The 18405-nt window shown below is 43.3% G+C and carries 15 protein-coding genes; 4 read left to right on the top strand and 11 right to left on the bottom strand.

What is annotated here, in order from left to right:
• Positions 1-88 precede the first annotated feature (88 nt).
• The 3 genes from OCV24_RS08395 to OCV24_RS08385 form a co-directional block, all read right to left on the bottom strand.
• Entirely contained in the window at positions 89-1459 is a 1371-nt protein-coding gene (locus tag OCV24_RS08395; RefSeq protein WP_046222837.1) for an SLC13 family permease, read from the bottom strand.
• A gap of 245 nt (positions 1460-1704) precedes the next feature.
• Positions 1705-2457, bottom strand: coding sequence for a SanA/YdcF family protein (locus OCV24_RS08390; RefSeq protein ID WP_136996977.1), 753 nt, complete (start codon positions 2455-2457; stop codon positions 1705-1707).
• A gap of 149 nt (positions 2458-2606) precedes the next feature.
• Complete coding sequence (locus tag OCV24_RS08385) at positions 2607-4295, bottom strand: NAD-dependent malic enzyme (RefSeq protein WP_017055173.1); 1689 nt, start codon at positions 4293-4295, stop codon at positions 2607-2609.
• A gap of 184 nt (positions 4296-4479) precedes the next feature.
• On the opposite strand from OCV24_RS08385, the gene OCV24_RS08380 reads away from it, so the two are divergent.
• Both OCV24_RS08380 and OCV24_RS08375 read left to right on the top strand, forming a co-directional pair.
• Positions 4480-6858, top strand: coding sequence for a helicase-related protein (locus tag OCV24_RS08380; protein ID WP_150877935.1), 2379 nt, complete (start codon positions 4480-4482; stop codon positions 6856-6858).
• Between the two features lie 204 nt (positions 6859-7062).
• A complete protein-coding gene (locus OCV24_RS08375; RefSeq protein ID WP_017055176.1) occupies positions 7063-7440 on the top strand; it encodes a hypothetical protein in 378 nt (125 codons plus the stop codon).
• Between the two features lie 148 nt (positions 7441-7588).
• On the opposite strand, the gene OCV24_RS08370 is transcribed toward OCV24_RS08375, so the two are convergent.
• The 7 genes from OCV24_RS08370 to OCV24_RS08340 all read right to left on the bottom strand — a co-directional run bounded on the left by OCV24_RS08370 (position 7589) and on the right by OCV24_RS08340 (position 13699).
• On the bottom strand, positions 7589-8692 hold the full coding sequence (locus OCV24_RS08370; RefSeq protein WP_150877937.1) for a phosphoribosylaminoimidazolesuccinocarboxamide synthase: 1104 nt from the start codon (positions 8690-8692) through the stop codon (positions 7589-7591).
• 290 nt (positions 8693-8982) lie between these two features.
• The gene (locus tag OCV24_RS08365; RefSeq protein ID WP_017055178.1) at positions 8983-9390 is read right to left on the bottom strand and encodes a SulA-like leucine-rich domain-containing protein; all 408 of its coding nucleotides are present in this window, start codon (positions 9388-9390) and stop codon (positions 8983-8985) included.
• A 352-nt stretch (positions 9391-9742) separates the two neighbouring features.
• The gene (locus OCV24_RS08360) at positions 9743-9931 is read right to left on the bottom strand and encodes a hypothetical protein (protein WP_004733419.1); all 189 of its coding nucleotides are present in this window, start codon (positions 9929-9931) and stop codon (positions 9743-9745) included.
• Between the two features lie 168 nt (positions 9932-10099).
• The gene (locus OCV24_RS08355; RefSeq protein ID WP_150877939.1) at positions 10100-11182 is read right to left on the bottom strand and encodes a tetratricopeptide repeat protein; all 1083 of its coding nucleotides are present in this window, start codon (positions 11180-11182) and stop codon (positions 10100-10102) included.
• Positions 11183-11341: 159 nt separating this feature from the next.
• Positions 11342-12010 (bottom strand): OmpA family protein, encoded by a 669-nt coding sequence (locus OCV24_RS08350; RefSeq protein ID WP_150877941.1) that lies wholly within the window; start codon positions 12008-12010, stop codon positions 11342-11344.
• 112 nt (positions 12011-12122) lie between these two features.
• Entirely contained in the window at positions 12123-12812 is a 690-nt protein-coding gene (locus OCV24_RS08345) for a DUF2786 domain-containing protein (protein ID WP_017055181.1), read from the bottom strand.
• A 203-nt stretch (positions 12813-13015) separates the two neighbouring features.
• Positions 13016-13699 (bottom strand): DUF3334 family protein, encoded by a 684-nt coding sequence (locus tag OCV24_RS08340; protein WP_046222846.1) that lies wholly within the window; start codon positions 13697-13699, stop codon positions 13016-13018.
• Between the two features lie 220 nt (positions 13700-13919).
• On the opposite strand from OCV24_RS08340, the gene ydiJ reads away from it, so the two are divergent.
• Together ydiJ and OCV24_RS08330 are read left to right on the top strand one after the other, a co-directional pair.
• Positions 13920-16955 carry a D-2-hydroxyglutarate dehydrogenase YdiJ gene (gene ydiJ / locus OCV24_RS08335; protein ID WP_150877942.1) on the top strand — a complete coding sequence of 1012 codons (3036 nt, stop codon included), beginning with the start codon at positions 13920-13922 and terminating at the stop codon, positions 16953-16955.
• Between the two features lie 66 nt (positions 16956-17021).
• Positions 17022-17483 carry a methyltransferase family protein gene (locus tag OCV24_RS08330; protein ID WP_150877944.1) on the top strand — a complete coding sequence of 154 codons (462 nt, stop codon included), beginning with the start codon at positions 17022-17024 and terminating at the stop codon, positions 17481-17483.
• Positions 17484-17583: 100 nt separating this feature from the next.
• Here OCV24_RS08330 and OCV24_RS08325 read toward each other — a convergent pair whose 3' ends face one another.
• The gene (locus OCV24_RS08325) at positions 17584-18309 is read right to left on the bottom strand and encodes a DUF3581 domain-containing protein (RefSeq protein WP_137032284.1); all 726 of its coding nucleotides are present in this window, start codon (positions 18307-18309) and stop codon (positions 17584-17586) included.
• Between the last annotated feature and the right edge of the window lie 96 nt (positions 18310-18405).

Below are 18405 nucleotides of genomic sequence, written 5' to 3'. Positions count from 1 at the left end.
TATTGGTGAGCCGGGGGAACTGCAACCAATTTTTAGAGCATTCCTATAAGTATTGACCTATCAGGTCGACTCTTTAAACATTGAATGTTTACCAGAAAATCCAAGCGAACAACGTAAGTACTAAGATACAAACTAGGTTTAACACCATACCGATTCGCATCATCTCTTTTTGTTTGATATGACCAGAGGCAAACACGATTGCGTTAGGCGGTGTTGCAACTGGTAACATAAAGGCACAAGACGCAGCTACGGCGATCAACGCTGATAAAATAACGGGTGACATACCAAGAGCTTCAGCAATAGTCGCAAATAAAGGGACAAGCAGTGCGGCACTTGCGGTGTTACTCGCAAATTCAGTCAGGAATACAACAAAAGCAACTACAGCAAGAATTGTGAGAAGCACGCCAGCCGTTTCCAAGAAGCCACTGAGTGAGTGTGCTAAGAAGACACTGGTACCAGTCTCTTTAAGAACATTACTTAAGCAGATACCACCGCCGAACAGAATAAGTACACCCCAATCCGTTGATTTCTCGACATCTTTCCAATCAACAACTCTAGAAGCACCAAGCAGTACAATCGCACCAATTGCAACCAAGCTATCAAATTTAGAGAACCCGCCAATCATTGCGTTGATTGGCTTTCCAAATATCCAAAGCGTAACGGTTAAGAGGAAGATAGATAGAGTGATTTTCTTACTATTTGTCCACTCTACAGGAGCGTGGTCTAACTCAAACTTGTGGTTTAGCTTAGGTTTAGTCATCGCATATAGGATGACCATCGCGATTGGAAGCAAGATCATTGAGATCGGTAGACCCAGTTCCATCCACTCAGTAAAACTCAAGCCAACTTCCGCTGCTGCGATTGCATTTGGAGGACTGCCGACTAAAGTTGCAATACCACCAATGGATGCGCAATAGGCGATACCCAGAAGCACGAACACATACGTATTGCGGTCTTCACTTTGGTCAACTTTATTCATGATGCCAAGAACAAGGGGAAGCATCATTGCAGTGGTGGCTGTGTTTGAGATCCACATTGATAACCCAGCACTTACGCCAAATAACATGAAGACGGCGACAGACATTTTCCCCTTTGCTATTAGAAGCACCTTATCAGCAATCGCTTTATCTAGTTCTTGTTTGTTGAGTGCCGCCGCAAGAGCAAACCCCCCCATAAACAGAAAGATGATCGGGTTGGAAAAGTTAGACAATGCAGCCGATGTGTTGAAAACACCAAACAAGACAGCCAAAAGTGGAATGAGCAAAGCTGTGATGCTGACGTGAATGGCTTCGGTTAACCATAAAATCGCGACAAATACGAGAATACTTAGACCTGTATTCACTTGAGCTTCGAAAGGCAAGGTGTTGAGCAATAACGCAAATAGCGAGAAATTACCAATTAAGATCATGCTGTTGCGTGTAAACAGCCAGTGTTTCAGTGTAGTAACAAGTGCCGTCATAAGGCGCTCCTTTTGTTTATCCTCGTTTTATTGGTGCACCTGACCCAAAGAGCGATGCTTCTTATTTTTTCGAGGTATATAGTTTTCGAATTATCTTGTTTCAAGCTATACAGTGCTAATGCATTGACTCGATGTAGGGGTGGGCTTTGTTGGGATAATGTTACTTAAGTTAATAAAGGAGTGTTGGTGTGTTTTTGTGTAACAGTGGGGAAGTGTGAGGTAACAAATTAAAAATGTGTAGTTTTCTACACATCAGTCTCTGCTGGTCCTGCAATAGGCGGAGGGATAGGTGATGATTCTTGTTTTGGATTTAGTTGAATTGGCTCTTTCGGGCCAAGAAATTTAGGTGTGGTCCCAATAATGTATAGGTCAAGAAACGCTTTGGTGCGGGCAAACACTTCACGTAAGCGTATGGTCATTCCCGAGTGATGAGTTGGTCCAGAAACCGCTAAACACTTTGCGTGTATATCATAAGAATTAGCGATAAATAGCGCTCTTTCACAGTGAAACTTTTGAGTGATGATCAGGAAGTTATCTGTGTCGAATATTTTTTTTGCACGAACAATTGAGTCTAATGTCCTAAATCCAGCGTAATCTAGATTGATTCGTTCATCAGGAATACCGGCTTTCAATAAGTCTCGTTTCATCGTCCAAGGTTCATTGTAAGAACGGTGAGCGTTATCGCCACTCAGTAAAAATTGATTCACCTTTTCACGATTGAACAACTCGATAGCGGCTTCAATTCGGTATTTATAATAATCGTTGAGCGTTCGACCTAAATATTTACTGGTGCCGAGGACAACCGCAACTTCGCGCTCAGGTACTTCATCAATATCGTAAATGATGCGATCTTCTGCTTGCCATGAAACCCAATAATCGATAGCAATAATTGCAGCGCAGCTTACCAAGAATACGAGGAAGGCGCCAAACATAAACCCTTGTAGTTTTTGGTAAGCTTTTAGTAAGTAGGTACGGTAAACGTGAGAATCGAATTTCACTCTCGGTATGGCCCTTTGGTTGAACATTAAATTTTTAGTGTTCGATAATACCAAATAAAAATGAGAAAAATCAGTTAAAAAGACAAGACTGTGTAAAGAAAAAGCCCCTGTGATTACAGAGGCTTTGATTAGAAGCGTAACAATTTTTATTAGAATGCGGTGCGCTTGTAGCGACGGTAAACCGGCTGCCAGAAGTGTTGGTCAATGGCTTGTTGTAGTGCTTCGTCGGTGATCTCTAGAGCTACACCTTGTTCAATCGCTTTTTTACCAACAGCGAGAGCAATCTTCTTAGATACGGTATGGATCTCTTCCAATGGTGGAAGTAGAGCACCTGAACCATTGATTGCGAGTGGAGAGCACGTTGCAAGCGCACGACTCGATTCCATTAGCATTTCGTCAGTGATGCGTGACGCATTCACAGCAAGTACCCCAAGGCCGATCCCTGGGAAGATGTAGCTATTGTTACACTGAGCAATTGGGTAAGTTGTGCCGTTATGAGTTACTGGCTCAAATGGGCTACCCGTTGCTACCAATGCTTTTCCATCAGTCCAACGAATGATGTCGTTTGGTGTTGCTTCAACACGGCTAGTTGGGTTAGACAGTGGGAACACAATAGGGCGTTCACAGTGTAGATTCATCTCTTGGATGACTTCCTTACTGAATAGACCCGGAGCACCAGATACGCCAACAAGAACGGTTGGTTTTGCGTGACGAACAACATCCAGTAGTGAGAAGCCTGAGCTATCACTTTCCCAACCTTTAGTATTCGCATTGGTTTGAACTAAGCGTTGTTGGAAATCAAGTAGGTTTTGCATGCCTTCTTGTAGCAGGCCCCAACGATCAACCATGTACACTTGAGAACGAGCTTGAGCATCACTGATACCTTCAGATACCATTTGCGCGATGATCGCTTCAGCGATACCACACCCGGCAGAGCCTGCACCTAAGAAGGTAATACGCTGTTCTGAAAGTTTGCTGTTTGCGGCTTTACATGCTGCAAGTAGAGAACCTACAGTGACGGCTGCTGTACCTTGGATGTCATCGTTGAAACAACAGATGCGGTCTTTATAGCGCTCAAGCAATGGCATTGCATTCTTTTGAGCGAAATCTTCGAATTGTACTAATGCATCAGGCCAACGGCGTTGAACGGCTTGGATGAACTCTTCAACGAATGCATCGTAATCAGCCCCTGTGATACGAGGGTGACGCCAACCCATATACATAGGGTCTGCAAGACGTTGAGGGTTGTTAGTACCAACATCAAGCACGATTGGTAGCATATAAGCTGGGCTGATGCCGCCACAAGCTGTATAAAGTGCGAGTTTACCAATTGGAATACCCATACCACCGATCCCTTGGTCTCCCAAACCAAGAATACGCTCACCATCAGTTACCACGATAACTTTTACGTTGTGGTTGGTTGCATTATTCAGTAGATCATCGATGCGATCGCGGTTCGGATATGAGATAAACAAGCCACGACCACGACGGTAAATATTTGAAAAGTTCTCACATGCTGCGCCAACTGTTGGCGTGTAAATGATAGGCATCATTTCAGAGATGTGGTTTTGAACTAAACGATAAAAGAGCGTTTCATTTGTGTCTTGGATATTACGCAGGTAGATATGCTTATCCATATCGCTTTCGAAGTTGCAATATTGCTTGTAAGCACGTTCAACTTGCTCTTGAATTGTTTCGGTTGTTTCCGGTAACAAGCCTTCAAGGTTGAAAGAACTACGTTCTTGAGCTGAGAATGCGCTGCCTTTGTTTAGAAGAGGAGTACTTAGTAGAGCAGGACCAGCATAAGGTATATATAGAGGGCGTTTATCGTTGTTCATTGGATGCCTAATATGGGAGAAAGGGTAACTGAAAAATGATAACGGTTTAGTTATTCAATTGTAAATAGTTTCTCCGAGATCTTAGCAAACAAAATGATATTCTTAATTATGTCCCACACTTTTCGAATTCTAACGTCATAATTCGTTATACTTTGCTCACCGTTTTTCATTAGTTACCTTCTGTATGTCATCACTGCCTATCGATTCTTATCAAAAGACTTTCCATGAACAGATCTCTAATTCTCACCTTGTTGTCGAAGCTGAAACCGGGTCGGGTAAATCAACACGCTTACCAGTTTGGGCATCAGCGCATGGGCGAGTGTTGGTTGTTGAACCAAGACGAATCGCTTGTACGTCACTCGCTAAATATTTAGCGCAACAATCGGGCGAGAAGTTGGGTAGCAAAGTGGGCTATGCGATTAAGCTTGAGTCGGAATACAACGAGCAAACTAGCGTCGTTTTTGTGACGCCCGGTATCGCGCTGCGTTGGTTATCAGAAGATGGATTGGCTAACTTTGATGTGATCGTGGTGGATGAATTTCACGAGAGACGTTGGGACATTGATCTGCTGGTGGCGATTCTGAAACAAAAAGCGAGTCATCGTTTGGTGATCACATCAGCAACCATTGAGGGGGAACGCCTTGCTCATTATTTGGATGCGAATCGCATAAACTGTGAAGGGCGAACTTATCAAGTTGAGATAGAGCACCGAGCGAACGAATCCAGAACACTGCCTGATATTCGACATCTAGAGCAGCGTATTGCGGAAGAAGTGAATCATCAGCTGATCGCTTCTTCTGGCGATATGTTGGTTTTTCTGCCGGGTAAAAAAGAGATCGTGCAATGCGAACAAGCCTTAGCGAAAAATCCAGATATCCAAGTTGTTAAATTGCATGCGTCGGTCAGTGATAAAGAGCGAGATTCAGCGTTATCGGGTCGTAATATCAATGTTGAAGGAAATACCCTGAGAAAGGTCATTCTTGCGACCAACGTTGCAGAAACGTCATTAACCATTCCTGACATTGGTGTGGTGATCGATTCGGGATTAGAAAGGCGCACCGTTCAGCGTAATGGCAGAACCACACTGATGCTTAAATCCATATCACGAGCCAGTGCCAAACAACGAGCTGGCCGTGCGGGCAGGGTGATGGATGGTGTTTGTGTGCGTCTGTATGGTGAGCATGCAGCGTTGGAGTTAGTGACACCGCCCGAATTGCAACGCGAAGAATTAACCGAACCTATGTTGGCCGCGGCATGTTGTGGCAACTCGATCGAGAGCTTATCTTTTCTTGATCCAATCCCCGAGAAGTCGTTAAACAGCGCAACACAAACCTTGTTGATGATGGAAGCGATTAATACCGACCATCAAATCACTGAGCACGGCAAAAAGCTCTACCCGCTGCCGATTGATGCTTTGTATGCCGATATTGTCACGCGAATTAAAACCAAAGCACTTAAAGAAGCCATGGTGGATCTCACGGCGGCGCTGTCCGTTCCGGCTCGCTTGTATCAGTTACCAACCAATGCAGAACATTTGGAAGCGCTCGCTCAGCAAGAGAAAGAAGGGTGCGATCTAAGCCTGTTAATTCAGATCGTTCGTGGTCGCGATTATCCGCATTTAGAAATCGATCAACAGGCACTGAATGAAGCACAAGGACTGGCAAAGCAAATGCGTGAGGTGTTTGAACTTCCTCAGTTAGAAGTCGCGTCACGTTTCCAACGTATTGAACTGCTCAAGACCATTGTAAATCTGCATCCTGAACTGGTGTTTGTACGCCGACTTAAAAGAAAAGAAGCCTTTGCTAATGGCATGTTAGAGGTGGTACTCGGTCGTCAGAGTCGTTTCCCTGATAATGCACAAGCTATGTTGGTGCTTGATACCCACAGCTTGCCGGGAAGAGGCGTTAAGCAAACACTGACCCTAGCGACGGTCACGGCCCCAATTCCTCTTGAGCTTATCATTGATGCTGAACTAGGAGAGTGGGGGCAAGGTGAAACCGTTGTGAATGATGATGGCGTTTTTACCGAGGTCGCGTTGCTCTATGCCGGCCGCCCTATTATGACTAAACTCGTGGCGGCTGAAGGTCAATTGTCATTGAAGCCTATCGTAGACCTCGTAGTCAGCGGTGCTCAGCTTCCCGGTTTTGCAGAACTTCGCACTCAAGAGATCAAGCATTGGCAGTTGTACGTGAGACTTGGGCTCGATGAGAAAATACACAATACCCCAGAGATTGAGCAATTGAGTTTTGAGGGATGGTTTATAGAGCAACTTGAAGTCTTAGGGGTTACTGACATTAGCGAGCTAGAAATGTTCGAACAGTCAGATATTCCCTTTGAAGGCATCCCAACTTGGCTTTATTCAGAGTTTTCAGAAAAATATCCGTTTTCTTTGAGCCTTGCTGATTTGCAGCTTGATGTTGAATACTTCCCCGGAAGAAAGCTGATTTACGTGCATTATCAATCGGGTGGTCGCAAGTTATCGCCAAAACGTTGGGAACTACCAACATGGTCAGGATGGCGTATTCAATATAAAAAAGCGAGCCGTATTATCGATATAAAATAGCTTAGATAAGTTTTATCTCTAAAATATTAATCAAATAGGCGCATATGTGATTTATCAGTGCGTATTTTGTTACAAACTTGATTTTTATATGCATTTTTAACCAATCAAAAGGTCATAAAAGACCATTCTTCTATATCCTATTGCTATATAAAAGAAGTTGGTGGATATTGAGTATATTGTGTTGCCAAAGTGTCGGGGGACATCATGGATAAACAGAAAGAGACGCGTGTAGAATTTGATTACACAACATTTCTTGGCGCCTCATGCAGTAAAAAATGGACTTTCCTGGAAGCACTTACCACCATTGCCCCAGTATTCAGTACTGTCTGGCGCGATAGCATTAAAGAGCTAGCAAGCCCAGAAGATCGCTTATGGCAGATGGCATTGAAATCAATGTCTACGCGTAAAAGTGATGAGTCAAACATTGTCACTTTGCTCAAGCTTGCCAAGCTAGAAGGAATAAATGAACTCAAAGTTGTGATGCCATATTCTCTTGAAGAAGAGCAGATAGAGTATATCGAATCGCGTAGTCATTTAGTGCTTGCGGTTAATTCTGGAGAAGAGTTTACGATTAGGCTGTAACTTCAGTTCGTCTACAACCTCTCTCAGGAATAGTAGAACGTACACGTAAAAAGGGCCTCAATATTGAGGCCCTTTTAGTATCTAAAACTTGTGTCTACGAGCTTATTAGCGTTCTAGCTTTTTATTTTGAGATTAAGCAATTAAGCGACTAGTCGATTAGACCATAGTCAGCGCGCAGTACATCAATGATCTCTTGCTTAGGATTTTCGCTCAGTACGATCTCTGCACCTGTGATTTTCGCTGCGATATCAAGGTAAGTGCGAGACAGAGACATTAGCGAATCAAGTGGAAGTTCATTATCATGAGCCAATGCTTCACGCTCTGGCATACGTTCTTTGTTTAACAAGATGTCTGCATCAGGGAAGTAGTTAAGCAAGAACTGACGGAAACCTTCTTTTGAGTTCTCAACGATGTTGCCGTTGTTGTATTCCTGAGTATCCCAGATACGCGATGAATCTGGAGTACCAACTTCGTCCATGTAGATAAGTTTTTCTTTGCCTTGAGCATCGTTGACGTAGCCAAACTCAAATTTGGTATCAACAAAGGTTTGATCTACTTTTGCTAGCGCTTGGCTGATTACGTTGAAGCCTTCTTTAAGAAGTTTTTCGTAATGCGCGATGTCGCTTGCTTGAGTAAAGTTGAAGGCTGCAAAGTTATCTTCGATGTTGTTACGAGTGATGTTCACATCGTCAGCTTCTGGAACGCCAGGAATACCTTTCAGAATTCCTTTTGTTGAAGGCGTGATCAGTAGCTCAGGCAACTTCTTGTCTTTCTCAAGGCCTTCAGGCATCTCGATACCACAGAATTCACGTTCGCCGTTCGCGTACGCACGCCACATTGAACCTGTGATGTATTGACGGCAAATCGCCTCGATCATGACTGGGCGAGCTTTCTGTACAATCCATACGAACGGGTGAGGGATATCAAGAATATGACTGTCAGCAAGTCCGTTGTCTTTAAACAATTTGAACCAGTGGTTAGAGATAGCATTCAGAGCCGCTCCCTTACCTGGAACACCTTTAAGATTCCCTTCACCACGCCAGATACAATCAAATGCAGAGATACGGTCACTGATCACCATGATTGCTAAAGGCGCATCTGGTGCTACATCGTAGCCTTTCTCTTTAATTAGTCGTTGGCTATCTTCTTCAGTTAACCAGTAGACCGAACGAACCTTGCCACTGTGGACAGGTTTATCAGTACGGATTGGTAGGTCATCATTTACGGCAAGAACTTGATCAGCAAGGCTCATTTAGACATTCCTATCTTTTATCAAACGTCATACAGAGAAGTGCGGTGTGCACATGATTAGACGGGCATTATACCCAATCTACTATTTGCTTCCAGAGAAAAAGCAAACGATTGCTAAGTCTGTTGTTTAAATAAAAACCCCCGCCTAACAATCCGCTAAAAAATTGGCGAATTGTAGGGCGGGGAAGGCAGTATATTTGGACTTTGTTTTGGCTCTATGTTTGTGAGCTCAAAGGTTAAGCTATGTTTGCTAGCTAAAAGGCTAAGCAAGGTGGTTTAGTGAATACGCTCTTAGTGAATACGCTCTGAATTTGCATCCATAAAGAAGACTTCACATTGAAAGCGTAACCCTAGTGTTCTTAGGTACTGTTGGCTGAACTGGTCAATCGATGCACTTGCAACAATCGCGCTCGCATTCTTAGAACGGATTGCTTTCTCAACAGTTTCTACCTCAGTCATTTGATGAGAGGCTTTCATATGAATAACGCGGTCGCAGCAAACATTATGTTGCTTAAGCTGTTTAGCTGATGGTCTTGGTGTTTGAGCGGTAAACAGTAACCACTGATGTTGATTGGACAGCAACGCCATTCTTGCAAACAACGCTTCCTCGTTTGAATTTTTGCTTTTACGAGAAACTGATGTAAATGCGCAGTGAACTAGCGGGCTAGAGTGTTGTGCTTTAACGTGTGCTTGAATCATTTTGCTGTCCTTATATACATGCTGTATGTGTATACAGTAGTTTTGATTGCTTATAAGATCAAGCGTTTTTTGCGGGATTATTGGACGATTCTGTTTAGAATTGTGGATGGAATATGATTAAACTATTGAAATTATTAGATAAATTAAATTCGAATGAATTTGCTGTCTTGTCTCATAAGTTGAAAAAAATGTGAGCTTTATACAGGTGTATACAGTGGTTTTGACAGAAAAGTACTGTATACACCTGTATAGAAGAGAGAAGAGAGAAGAGAGAAGAGAGAAGAGAGAAGGTCTAAAACCGCAGGCACAAAAAAAGCGCCTTAGGCGCTTTCTTATATTTCAGAGGTGTTACTTATCTCAGTGTCGCTTGGGAGAGTTTCGCTCTCATTTCCATTTCACCAATATTGAATTGGCGAACATCAATGGTTGCAATATCATTGCACTCTTTACATGCATGATGACACTTACCATCTAGGTAGTCGTGCTTTTTTACTAGGCTTGGCTTTTTGCACCAATCACAAACGCCTTCTATTGTGAACATATTCTCTCCTCACCTGTATACGCCAGGTGTATTTTCGGCGCAAATTATGACACAAGTAAGACCTATTAGTTAATAGTTTGTTACCTGTTTTTGAGAGGGGGATCGATTGCCACACTAATAAAATCGGTATATTTGTGACTTTGTAAATTTGATTAGTGTTCTTTTTTACTATTTTGTAACATTTTGTAGTAGGGTTTTTAGTGCATTGTTCAAGCGTTTCATTTCTTCGTCGCACCCGCTAGCGTCAGGATGGTATATTTTTGATAGTTGTTTGTATCTAGTTTTTACACTTCTCTGTTCAGGAATAGAGTTCGGTGTATATCCGAATAAAGCGCAAGCCACTTGTATTTTTTGTATGTCCTTTGAATTTTTCTGTTTCTTTAGTTCAGTAAGCATTGCGTGCAGTTGTCTTTTTTGCTGCTTAATCGTCAGGTCCTTCGAGCTAAGCCGCGCTTCAAATGATTGTTGTTGCAGTCGCGAATCACCCGACTTTAGAGCTTGTCTTTTTCTTGAGATAACGAACGTCGCAATGATGCTGATAATTGAAATCAACACGGCTAAGGTTGTGCCAATCAGATAGTCTGAATTCGTTTGGTTAGAACTGGAGAGGTTAGAGCGTGAGGCTTGGTTAGATTGTACTTGCTGAGATAACCCCTGACTGGTGTCTATTTCAGAGTCGATGCTGTCATTGAGCTTCTCAATCGAAGAAATCTGCTTTGCGCGTTGTTGGTTGAATTGTGCTTCCAGAACCCGGTTGTATCCATCTTGTGCGTCAGGATTGTCTGGTAAGGCTGCTTCATACCATATCAGTGCAGCATCTAATGGTTGGAGTTGTGCTTTCTCAAGTGAGGACTCGTAGAGTTTGGCGATTTCGATTGGCGCTCGTTGGTTACCTTGCAGCGCTGCTTTGATTAACCATTTCAGAGCAAGCTTGTTGTTTTGTTCTACGCCTGTACCTGCTAAGTACAACTCTCCCAATCTAAATTGCGCATCTGAATTGCCATTATCTGCTGATTGCGTATACCAATAAAATGCGTCGCTGGTGCTAAGAGGGAGGTCGATCCCCGACTCATAAGCTTGAGCTAACTGGTATTGAGATACTGGATCTTGAGGTTGTGATTCTAGTAACAACTCACTACTCCTTTCAGCATAAACGAAATGTGTGATTGATAACTGTATCGTGGAAAAGATGAGGGCTAGAAATAGAGTTCTAAGAAATGACGACGGCAGCAAGTTGGATAAGGTAAGCAAAAGATAAGTCTCGTAAAAAGCCCAGAGTCGATAGTTCAATATGAATACATTTATGATTGTTGGTTAGTCGTATTACTTTGAATAAGTAACACGACTGACAAGCAACTAAACTATATAATGGTTAATTCAATAGATAAAGACGAGCTGGGCTTAATCGTGCTACTTAAGTGGCAAGATTTGAATTTCTACGCGACGGTTACAAGCACGACCTTGAGAGGTTTTGTTGTCACAAAGAGGGTAGCGCTCACCGTTACCACGAGCAATAGAACGACCTGTCGCTACATTTTGAGAGACCAAGAATGAACGAACGGATTCTGCGCGACGCTCGGAAAGTATTTGGTTAGTCGATTCACTGCCAGTGCTGTCAGTGTGACCTTCAATTACTAGGCTAGTGTCTGGGTATTCAACTAAGATGCGAGCGACGCCGCGCAGCGTGTTGTGAATGCTAGACTGCAAAGCGTAAGAACTGGAATCAAAACCGATGCCGTTCTCTAGACGGAGTAGAAGTTGGTTCTCACCTACACGCTGTACTTGAACTCCTGAGTTCATTAGCTCTTCACGAAGTGCGGCTTCTTGTTGGTCAAAGTAGTAACCAACACTTCCGCCAACGGCAGCTCCGCCTGCAGCACCAATTAAAGCCCGCTTGCGGCGATCTTTAGAATCGTCACCGGTAACAGCTCCTGCAACGGCTCCTGCGATAGCACCGATTAGGGCGCCTTGAGTTGCTGAGTTAGTCTCAGACTCGCCAGTTGTCGCGTTTTGACGTTGCGTTGCCTGACAACCTGTTAAGGCGACAGTAAGCGCCAGGGCTAGAGTGATTTTTTTCAACGTACTTTCTCCATTATGTACCTCTGTCAAACGAATGGATGTGAATGACAACCATAGTTCTGTAAATACTATTGGTGTTTTTATCAATACGTTGAGGTAATGTAAAGCCGCTCTACGATTTAGTGATCTTTTTAGGTGTCTGAGCACCGGAAACTGGTCGATTTACAGACAATTTACGACCTTTCTTCAAGCCAACTTCATAATCTGCGGTGAGGTTTTTCATCGCTTCTCTCAGTTGTTGCTTAAAAGTTTCGCGGTCGATATTTTTGAATTCTTTATCAATGTAGTTATTGATCTTGTTGTTTGATTCATCGTCGGGGGTAATAGTAGGTAGCTTCTCAAGCGCTCCTTCAACCCAACCTGAAACAAACGAGTTCACACGACGTGTAACCTCTAATGACCCGGTTCCTGAGCCAGCGAAGCTATTTCTAAATTGGCCCGTGTGCTCATTCAGTTCTCGGTAAACAATATCAAACGCAAAAGCTGCGAAGATAGCGCGATCGGCTTCACCAATGAACTCAACACGCTTGAGGCCTTTGTGATTCAGTAACACGGCTTCAACACCAAATTTGGTGTTGATACCACGAATAACACGCAGCAGTGTAGAGCTGATATTTGCAGGTAACAGATGACTGGATTGAGTTTTTCCCATCTTGATAAATTCAATATCGTCTTTTTCGAGACCATATTTCAGCATCAAGCTGTGCGCCATTTTTATCGCATTGGCAGCTTCATTGACGTTCGCAGAATTTCCAAGCTCAAGACACTTGGCAATTTTCTTTAGGGCTTTTTTCTTATCCATCGACTACTTAATCATTACCGCAAATTTTTAAAAGTCCGACATTTTACATGTTTTGACAGGCAACAGAAAGTTAAAACTCACATATAAACCTATAGGTCTGGTTGTGAAGTAGAGGTAAAGTTGTTTTTGAAAAATAAAAACGCCATCAGCGTATTGATGGCGTTAGTGAGGTTATTTATCAGAACGACTAGGGCTTTGTGGAATTAGATCCCGAGTTCATCGAGTAGATCCGCTGCAGAATCGTTGCCTGAGCTTTGAGTGGATTTGTTTGCTCCTTGCATATTTTTCTGAGTAGTTTCAAGAATGCTATCTGGACATTCGTCCTCAGCGATTTCAAATTCTTCCAATTGGATGAATTCTGTCTTATCCATGGCTAATTCAAGATAGAAAATATTGTTCTTTTCGGTTGAGAAAGTTACACGGCGCGCTTGTGGACGATCTAGGTTGGTGTCTACAGAAAGGTTAACTTGCTTGTTAAGCGCCAGCATTTTAGGTTGGTTCTGCGTGATGTTAGTTTGCAGTTCTTTACGGATTTTATTCGTAAAGTCGCCGACTAATTGATTCATTAATTCTCCCAATACATCACCAACTTCGTCCGAAGTATGGAGAACAGCAAGTTCTTCTTCAGGCATCCCCATGTTACGCATATAATTGGCATAGATCTCTAATGCCGCTTTTGACGTAAAATTGATAACAACAAGACCGGAAAAACCACCGTCAAATAAGACGAAACAGCCGAAGTCAGGTTTCAAACTCGTTTTATTGATTTTTTGAACCATGGCTGAATAGGACACTTGAGAAGCCGTCGCTGAAGTGAGTACGCTGGAGACTGATTGGCATAGCTTAAGAAGAATATCTTCAGTTGTGACTGTTTTGTTTTTTTTCATTGTGATGTGCTCGTGAAGTGCCTTAAACAAAATGTTATTCAATATATTACTACTGAATTAAGACAAAAGTGATTATTTCTCTATTCTTGCACTGAGATTCTTATTTGAGCACCTTTTTATATGATCTTAATAGTAGTAAAGTGACGAAATTCAAAGAAAATTACTAAAATCTCAAATAACCCAATGCTGATAGGATCAGCGAAGTAGGGGCAGGAAGCAAATGTTACCAAGACTTCAACTCAATGCTGATGTGGACCCAGTAGTCGTACGCTTTTTAGATGATTTAAAAACAGTGGGCTTTACTGGCGACATTGAATCTCAATATTCTAGCCGTTTGGCCGCGGCGACTGATAACAGTGTCTATCAGCAATTGCCACAGGCTGTCATTCTTCCTAAGACAACGCACGACGTTGCATTGATCGGCAAAGTAGGTTCTAAATCCGCTTACGAACGAGTGACTTTTTCTCCTCGCGGCGGTGGTACTGGCACAAACGGACAGTCATTAACAAAAGGCGTGGTGGTTGACCTATCACGATATATGAATAAGGTTCTTGAGATTAACGAAAACGAAGGCTGGGTAAGAGTTCAGTCTGGCGTCGTTAAAGACCAATTGAACGATGCTGTGCGTCCCTACGGTTACTTTTTTTCTCCAGATCTTTCAACGAGTAACCGAGCAACTATAGGTGGCATGGTTAATACCGATGCCTCTGGCCAAGGGTCACTCAAGTACGGGAAAACCTCTGATCATGTGTTGTCGCTGCAAGCAGTGTTCGCAGATGGTTCATGTCTAGAATCTGATTTATCAAACGGCTTACCCGTTGAGGGTGAATTTGCTCACCATGCACTTGCGGTGACTGAGGCTGTTTGTCGTAAAAAACGTGCTCAAATCCTAAATAAATTCCCCCCGTTGAATCGCTTTTTAACAGGCTATGATCTAAAGAATGCAATCAACGAACAAGATGACAGCTTTGACCTGACTCGCGTTTTATGCGGTGCCGAAGGTTCACTCGCATTCATTACTGAAGCAAAACTAAATTTAACGCCAATTCCAAAAGCTCGAACACTGGTTAACGTGAAATACAACACGTTTGACTCTGCGTTGCGTAATGCGCCGTTCATGGTTGAAGCGAAAGCACTGTCTGTTGAAACCGTTGATTCAAGAGTATTGAATCTTGCGAAGCAAGATATTGTTTGGCACACCGTGAGCGACCTGCTGATGGATGTGCCAAATAAAGAGATGCTTGGCATCAACATGGTTGAGTTTGCTGGCCAAGATGAAGCGGAAGTTGAACAACAAGTTCAAGCGCTGACTGCACAACTTGAAACCATGGTAGAAACCGAAGACGCGGGTGTGATTGGCTACCAAGTGTGCAGCGACTTAGCGAGCATTGGCCGAATCTACAACATGCGTAAAAAAGCGGTGGGTCTATTAGGTGCAGCAAAAGGTCGAGCTAAGCCGGTCGCTTTTGCTGAAGATACCTGTGTACCACCGGAAAACTTGGCGGATTTTATCTCTGAATTTAGAGTGTTACTCGATTCAAAAGAGCTGAACTACGGCATGTTTGGTCACGTTGACGCGGGCGTACTGCACGTTCGCCCTGCTTTAGATTTGTGTGACCCGATGCAAGAAGCATTGATGCACGAAGTTTCTGATGAAGTGGTTAAGCTGGTGGCGAAATACGGCGGCTTAATGTGGGGTGAACACGGTAAAGGCTTTCGTTCTGAATATGGTCCTGACTTCTTTGGTGAAGAGCTGTTTACCGAATTAAGACGTGTTAAAGCCGCATTCGACCCACACAACAAGATGAACCCGGGCAAGATCTGTACGCCATTAGACAGTGATGCTGAATTGGTAAAAGTGACTGATACCAAACGTGGCTTTTATGATCGTCAGATTGACGTACAAGTTCGTGATAGCTTTAAGCAAGCGATGGAGTGTAACGGTAACGGTTTGTGTTTCAACTACGATACGAGCTCGCCAATGTGTCCTTCGATGAAAGTCACGGCAGACCGTCGTCACTCACCAAAAGGCCGTGCAGGCCTCGTGAGAGAATGGTTGCGTCAGCTGACGGAGCAAGGCGTCGATATTCTTGATTTAGAGCAAGAAGCGCTGAAGGACAATACTCCGGTTAAAACCATGGTGGAACGTGTTCGTAACACGATGAACAAACGTCATGAGTACGACTTCTCGCATGAAGTTTATGAAGCGATGAACGGTTGTTTGGCGTGTAAAGCGTGTGCGAGTCAATGTCCGATTAAAGTCGATGTTCCAAGTTTCCGTTCTCGATTCTTAAACATCTACTACTCGCGTTACCAGCGCCCAGCAAAAGACTATTTAGTCGCCAATATTGAAACCATGCTGCCGCTGATGGCGAAAGCGCCAAAAGTAGTCAACGCTACATTGGGTCAAAAGTGGATCCAAACGGCAACAGCTAAAACGGTCGGTTATGTTGATGCACCGCTGATGTCTGTGCCTACGCTAAAAAGTCGTCTGGCAAGTAAAAAGCTGCAACTCTTCGACCTACAGTATTTAGAAGGCTTGTCTTCTGAACAGAAGAAACAGCATGTGCTCATCGTTCAAGACCCGTTTACCAGCTTCTATGATGCAGAGGTGATTGAAGACTTCGTCACTCTGGCTCAAAAGCTTGGTAAAACTCCAGTATTACTGCCGTTTAAGCCAAATGGTAAAGCACTGCACATCAAAGGCTTCTTAAGTCGTTTTGCTCGTGAAGCCAAATCGACGTCTGATTTCTTGTCGATGGTGGCGGATATTGGTATTCCTTTAGTGGGTGTCGATCCTGCTCTTGTGCTTTGTTACCGCGATGAATACGTCGAGATCTTAGGTGATAAGCGCGGCGACTTTGATGTGCTTACTGTGCATGAATGGTTAATGCCATCGCTCGGTGACTTTGAAGCGCGTTCTACAAGTGAGGAAATGTGGTACTTGTTCGCCCACTGTACTGAGAAAACCAAAATGCCGAATGCTGAAAAAGAGTGGGGCGCTATCTTCAAACACTTTGGCGCTGCACTTACCAGCGTTCCTGTCGGTTGCTGTGGTATGGCGGGCACCTTCGGGCACGAAGTCGATAAGCTACAAATGTCGAAAGACATATACGGTCTAAGTTGGAAGCCAAGGATCCAAGACTTACCGAAAGAGCGTTGCTTAGTGACGGGGTATTCCTGCCGAAGCCAAGTGAAGCGTTTTGAGGGTGAGAAGCTTGCCCACCCATTACAAGCGCTCGCAAAAATTCTTTAATACATTTAGCCCAGCAATTGCTGGGCTTTTTCTAAACTAACAATGGAATTGTTAATAAGGAAAGCTATGAGATTTCTAGAGTTGAAAGTCCCACCGGTTGCTCTATTTATACTAGTATTCGTCGCGTCTTATTTTAGTGCTCAGCACCTGAGTGTAGGGGCAATAGTATTGCCTTATAAGATCATTGTTCTGGTGATCGGAATTGCACTGAGTGGCGTGGTCGGATTATCCGGTATATGGGAATTTCGAAAACAGAAAACCACCGTTAACCCGATTAAAGTAGAAACCGCCTCTGCAGTAGTGGACAGCGGCATTTTCGGCTACACCCGAAACCCAATGTACTTAGGGCTATTCATCCTACTGTTTTGCTTTGGCTACTTCTTCCAGAATATCTTCAGTGTACTGCTTAGCTTTGGCTTCGTAATCTACATGAATTACTTCCAAATCAAACCCGAAGAGCGAGCACTAGAACAATTATTCGGCGCAGAATATGTTGATTACAAACAAAAGGTTAGGCGTTGGGTTTAGTGCTAATTTGAGTGCAGGCTTTAGTGGCCTAGTAACCGAAATAATAAAGCCCAGCTTGAGATTATCAAGCTGGGCTTTATTGATCTTGTTCTAGAGCTGATTAAGCAGCGGCTGCGAACTGAGCTAAAAACATCTCTTTACGCTCGTTGAAGCGGTTTACTAGGTCGTCTACAGAAGCTTGGTCGTATGGCTTAAGGCCACTTGCTACCATGCGTTTTACGCCTTTACCTACTACTTCACCGTTTTCTTTGAAATCGAAGTTCAGGGTTACGATGCCGCGTTTGCCTTCAACATCAAAAGTCGCACCAGAAAACTCAACTTCTGGGTTGGTTAGGTCTAGGCGAACAAATTCAACTTCCATGCTCTCATAAATCACAAGAGGGCGTTGGCAGTTGATCATCATTTGCTGTTCTTCCATTAGAGGCACCATGATGTGCGGGAAGTTCATGCCTGAAAACTTAACGTAGTTTGTTACCACGTGCTCGATGAATGCTTGATCGTGACTCTTTTCACCTTCACATGACATGTGGAGGTATTCTTTGCCTTTTTCATCAACTAATGAGCTTTCTCTTTCACATTTTTTGTCAATGCTTAGCGCAATACCATTACCAACCATGCCTGAAAAATCAAAACGCATTTTTTGGCTAATGCCTTCTTTTTGCAGAAGTACTGCAAACAAAAGATCACCAGGTACGCAAAAGCGTTTATTGTCTTCATCGTGAATTGGGTTGAAGTCAGCAGCTACTTTTTTTGCAAAGTGGCTAGCTTGTTCACGAGTGAATTGAAATTCATTGTCTTCAGTAGAAAAGTAAGGTGTCAGAAACATAGTATCGCTATTAGTCATCAAATCTGGTGTGGATTATAGCTAACTAACTTCTATCTAATGGTCTATCCAGTTAACTTTTCATAAATATCAATGGAT

The organism is Vibrio kanaloae (genome assembly GCF_024347535.1).
Classification (GTDB): domain Bacteria; phylum Pseudomonadota; class Gammaproteobacteria; order Enterobacterales; family Vibrionaceae; genus Vibrio; species Vibrio kanaloae.
Note: the sequence above shows the minus strand (reverse complement) of the source record. Positions and strands in the feature narration are given on the sequence as shown.

Bases quoted from the DNA above. Each gene is read 5' to 3' on its own strand.
- OCV24_RS08395 (WP_046222837.1), bottom strand. From the start codon at position 1,459: ATGACGGCACTTGTTACTACACTGAAACACTGGCTGTTTACACGCAAC.
- OCV24_RS08385 (WP_017055173.1), bottom strand. From the start codon at position 4,295: ATGAACAACGATAAACGCCCTCTATATATACCTTATGCTGGTCCTGCT.
- OCV24_RS08380 (WP_150877935.1), top strand. From the start codon at position 4,480: ATGTCATCACTGCCTATCGATTCTTATCAAAAGACTTTCCATGAACAG.
- OCV24_RS08375 (WP_017055176.1), top strand. From the start codon at position 7,063: ATGGATAAACAGAAAGAGACGCGTGTAGAATTTGATTACACAACATTT.
- OCV24_RS08370 (WP_150877937.1), bottom strand. From the start codon at position 8,692: ATGAGCCTTGCTGATCAAGTTCTTGCCGTAAATGATGACCTACCAATC.
- OCV24_RS08365 (WP_017055178.1), bottom strand. From the start codon at position 9,390: ATGATTCAAGCACACGTTAAAGCACAACACTCTAGCCCGCTAGTTCAC.
- OCV24_RS08360 (WP_004733419.1), bottom strand. From the start codon at position 9,931: ATGTTCACAATAGAAGGCGTTTGTGATTGGTGCAAAAAGCCAAGCCTA.
- OCV24_RS08345 (WP_017055181.1), bottom strand. From the start codon at position 12,812: ATGGATAAGAAAAAAGCCCTAAAGAAAATTGCCAAGTGTCTTGAGCTT.
- OCV24_RS08340 (WP_046222846.1), bottom strand. From the start codon at position 13,699: ATGAAAAAAAACAAAACAGTCACAACTGAAGATATTCTTCTTAAGCTA.
- ydiJ (WP_150877942.1), top strand. From the start codon at position 13,920: ATGTTACCAAGACTTCAACTCAATGCTGATGTGGACCCAGTAGTCGTA.
- OCV24_RS08330 (WP_150877944.1), top strand. From the start codon at position 17,022: ATGAGATTTCTAGAGTTGAAAGTCCCACCGGTTGCTCTATTTATACTA.
- OCV24_RS08325 (WP_137032284.1), bottom strand. From the start codon at position 18,309: ATGTTTCTGACACCTTACTTTTCTACTGAAGACAATGAATTTCAATTC.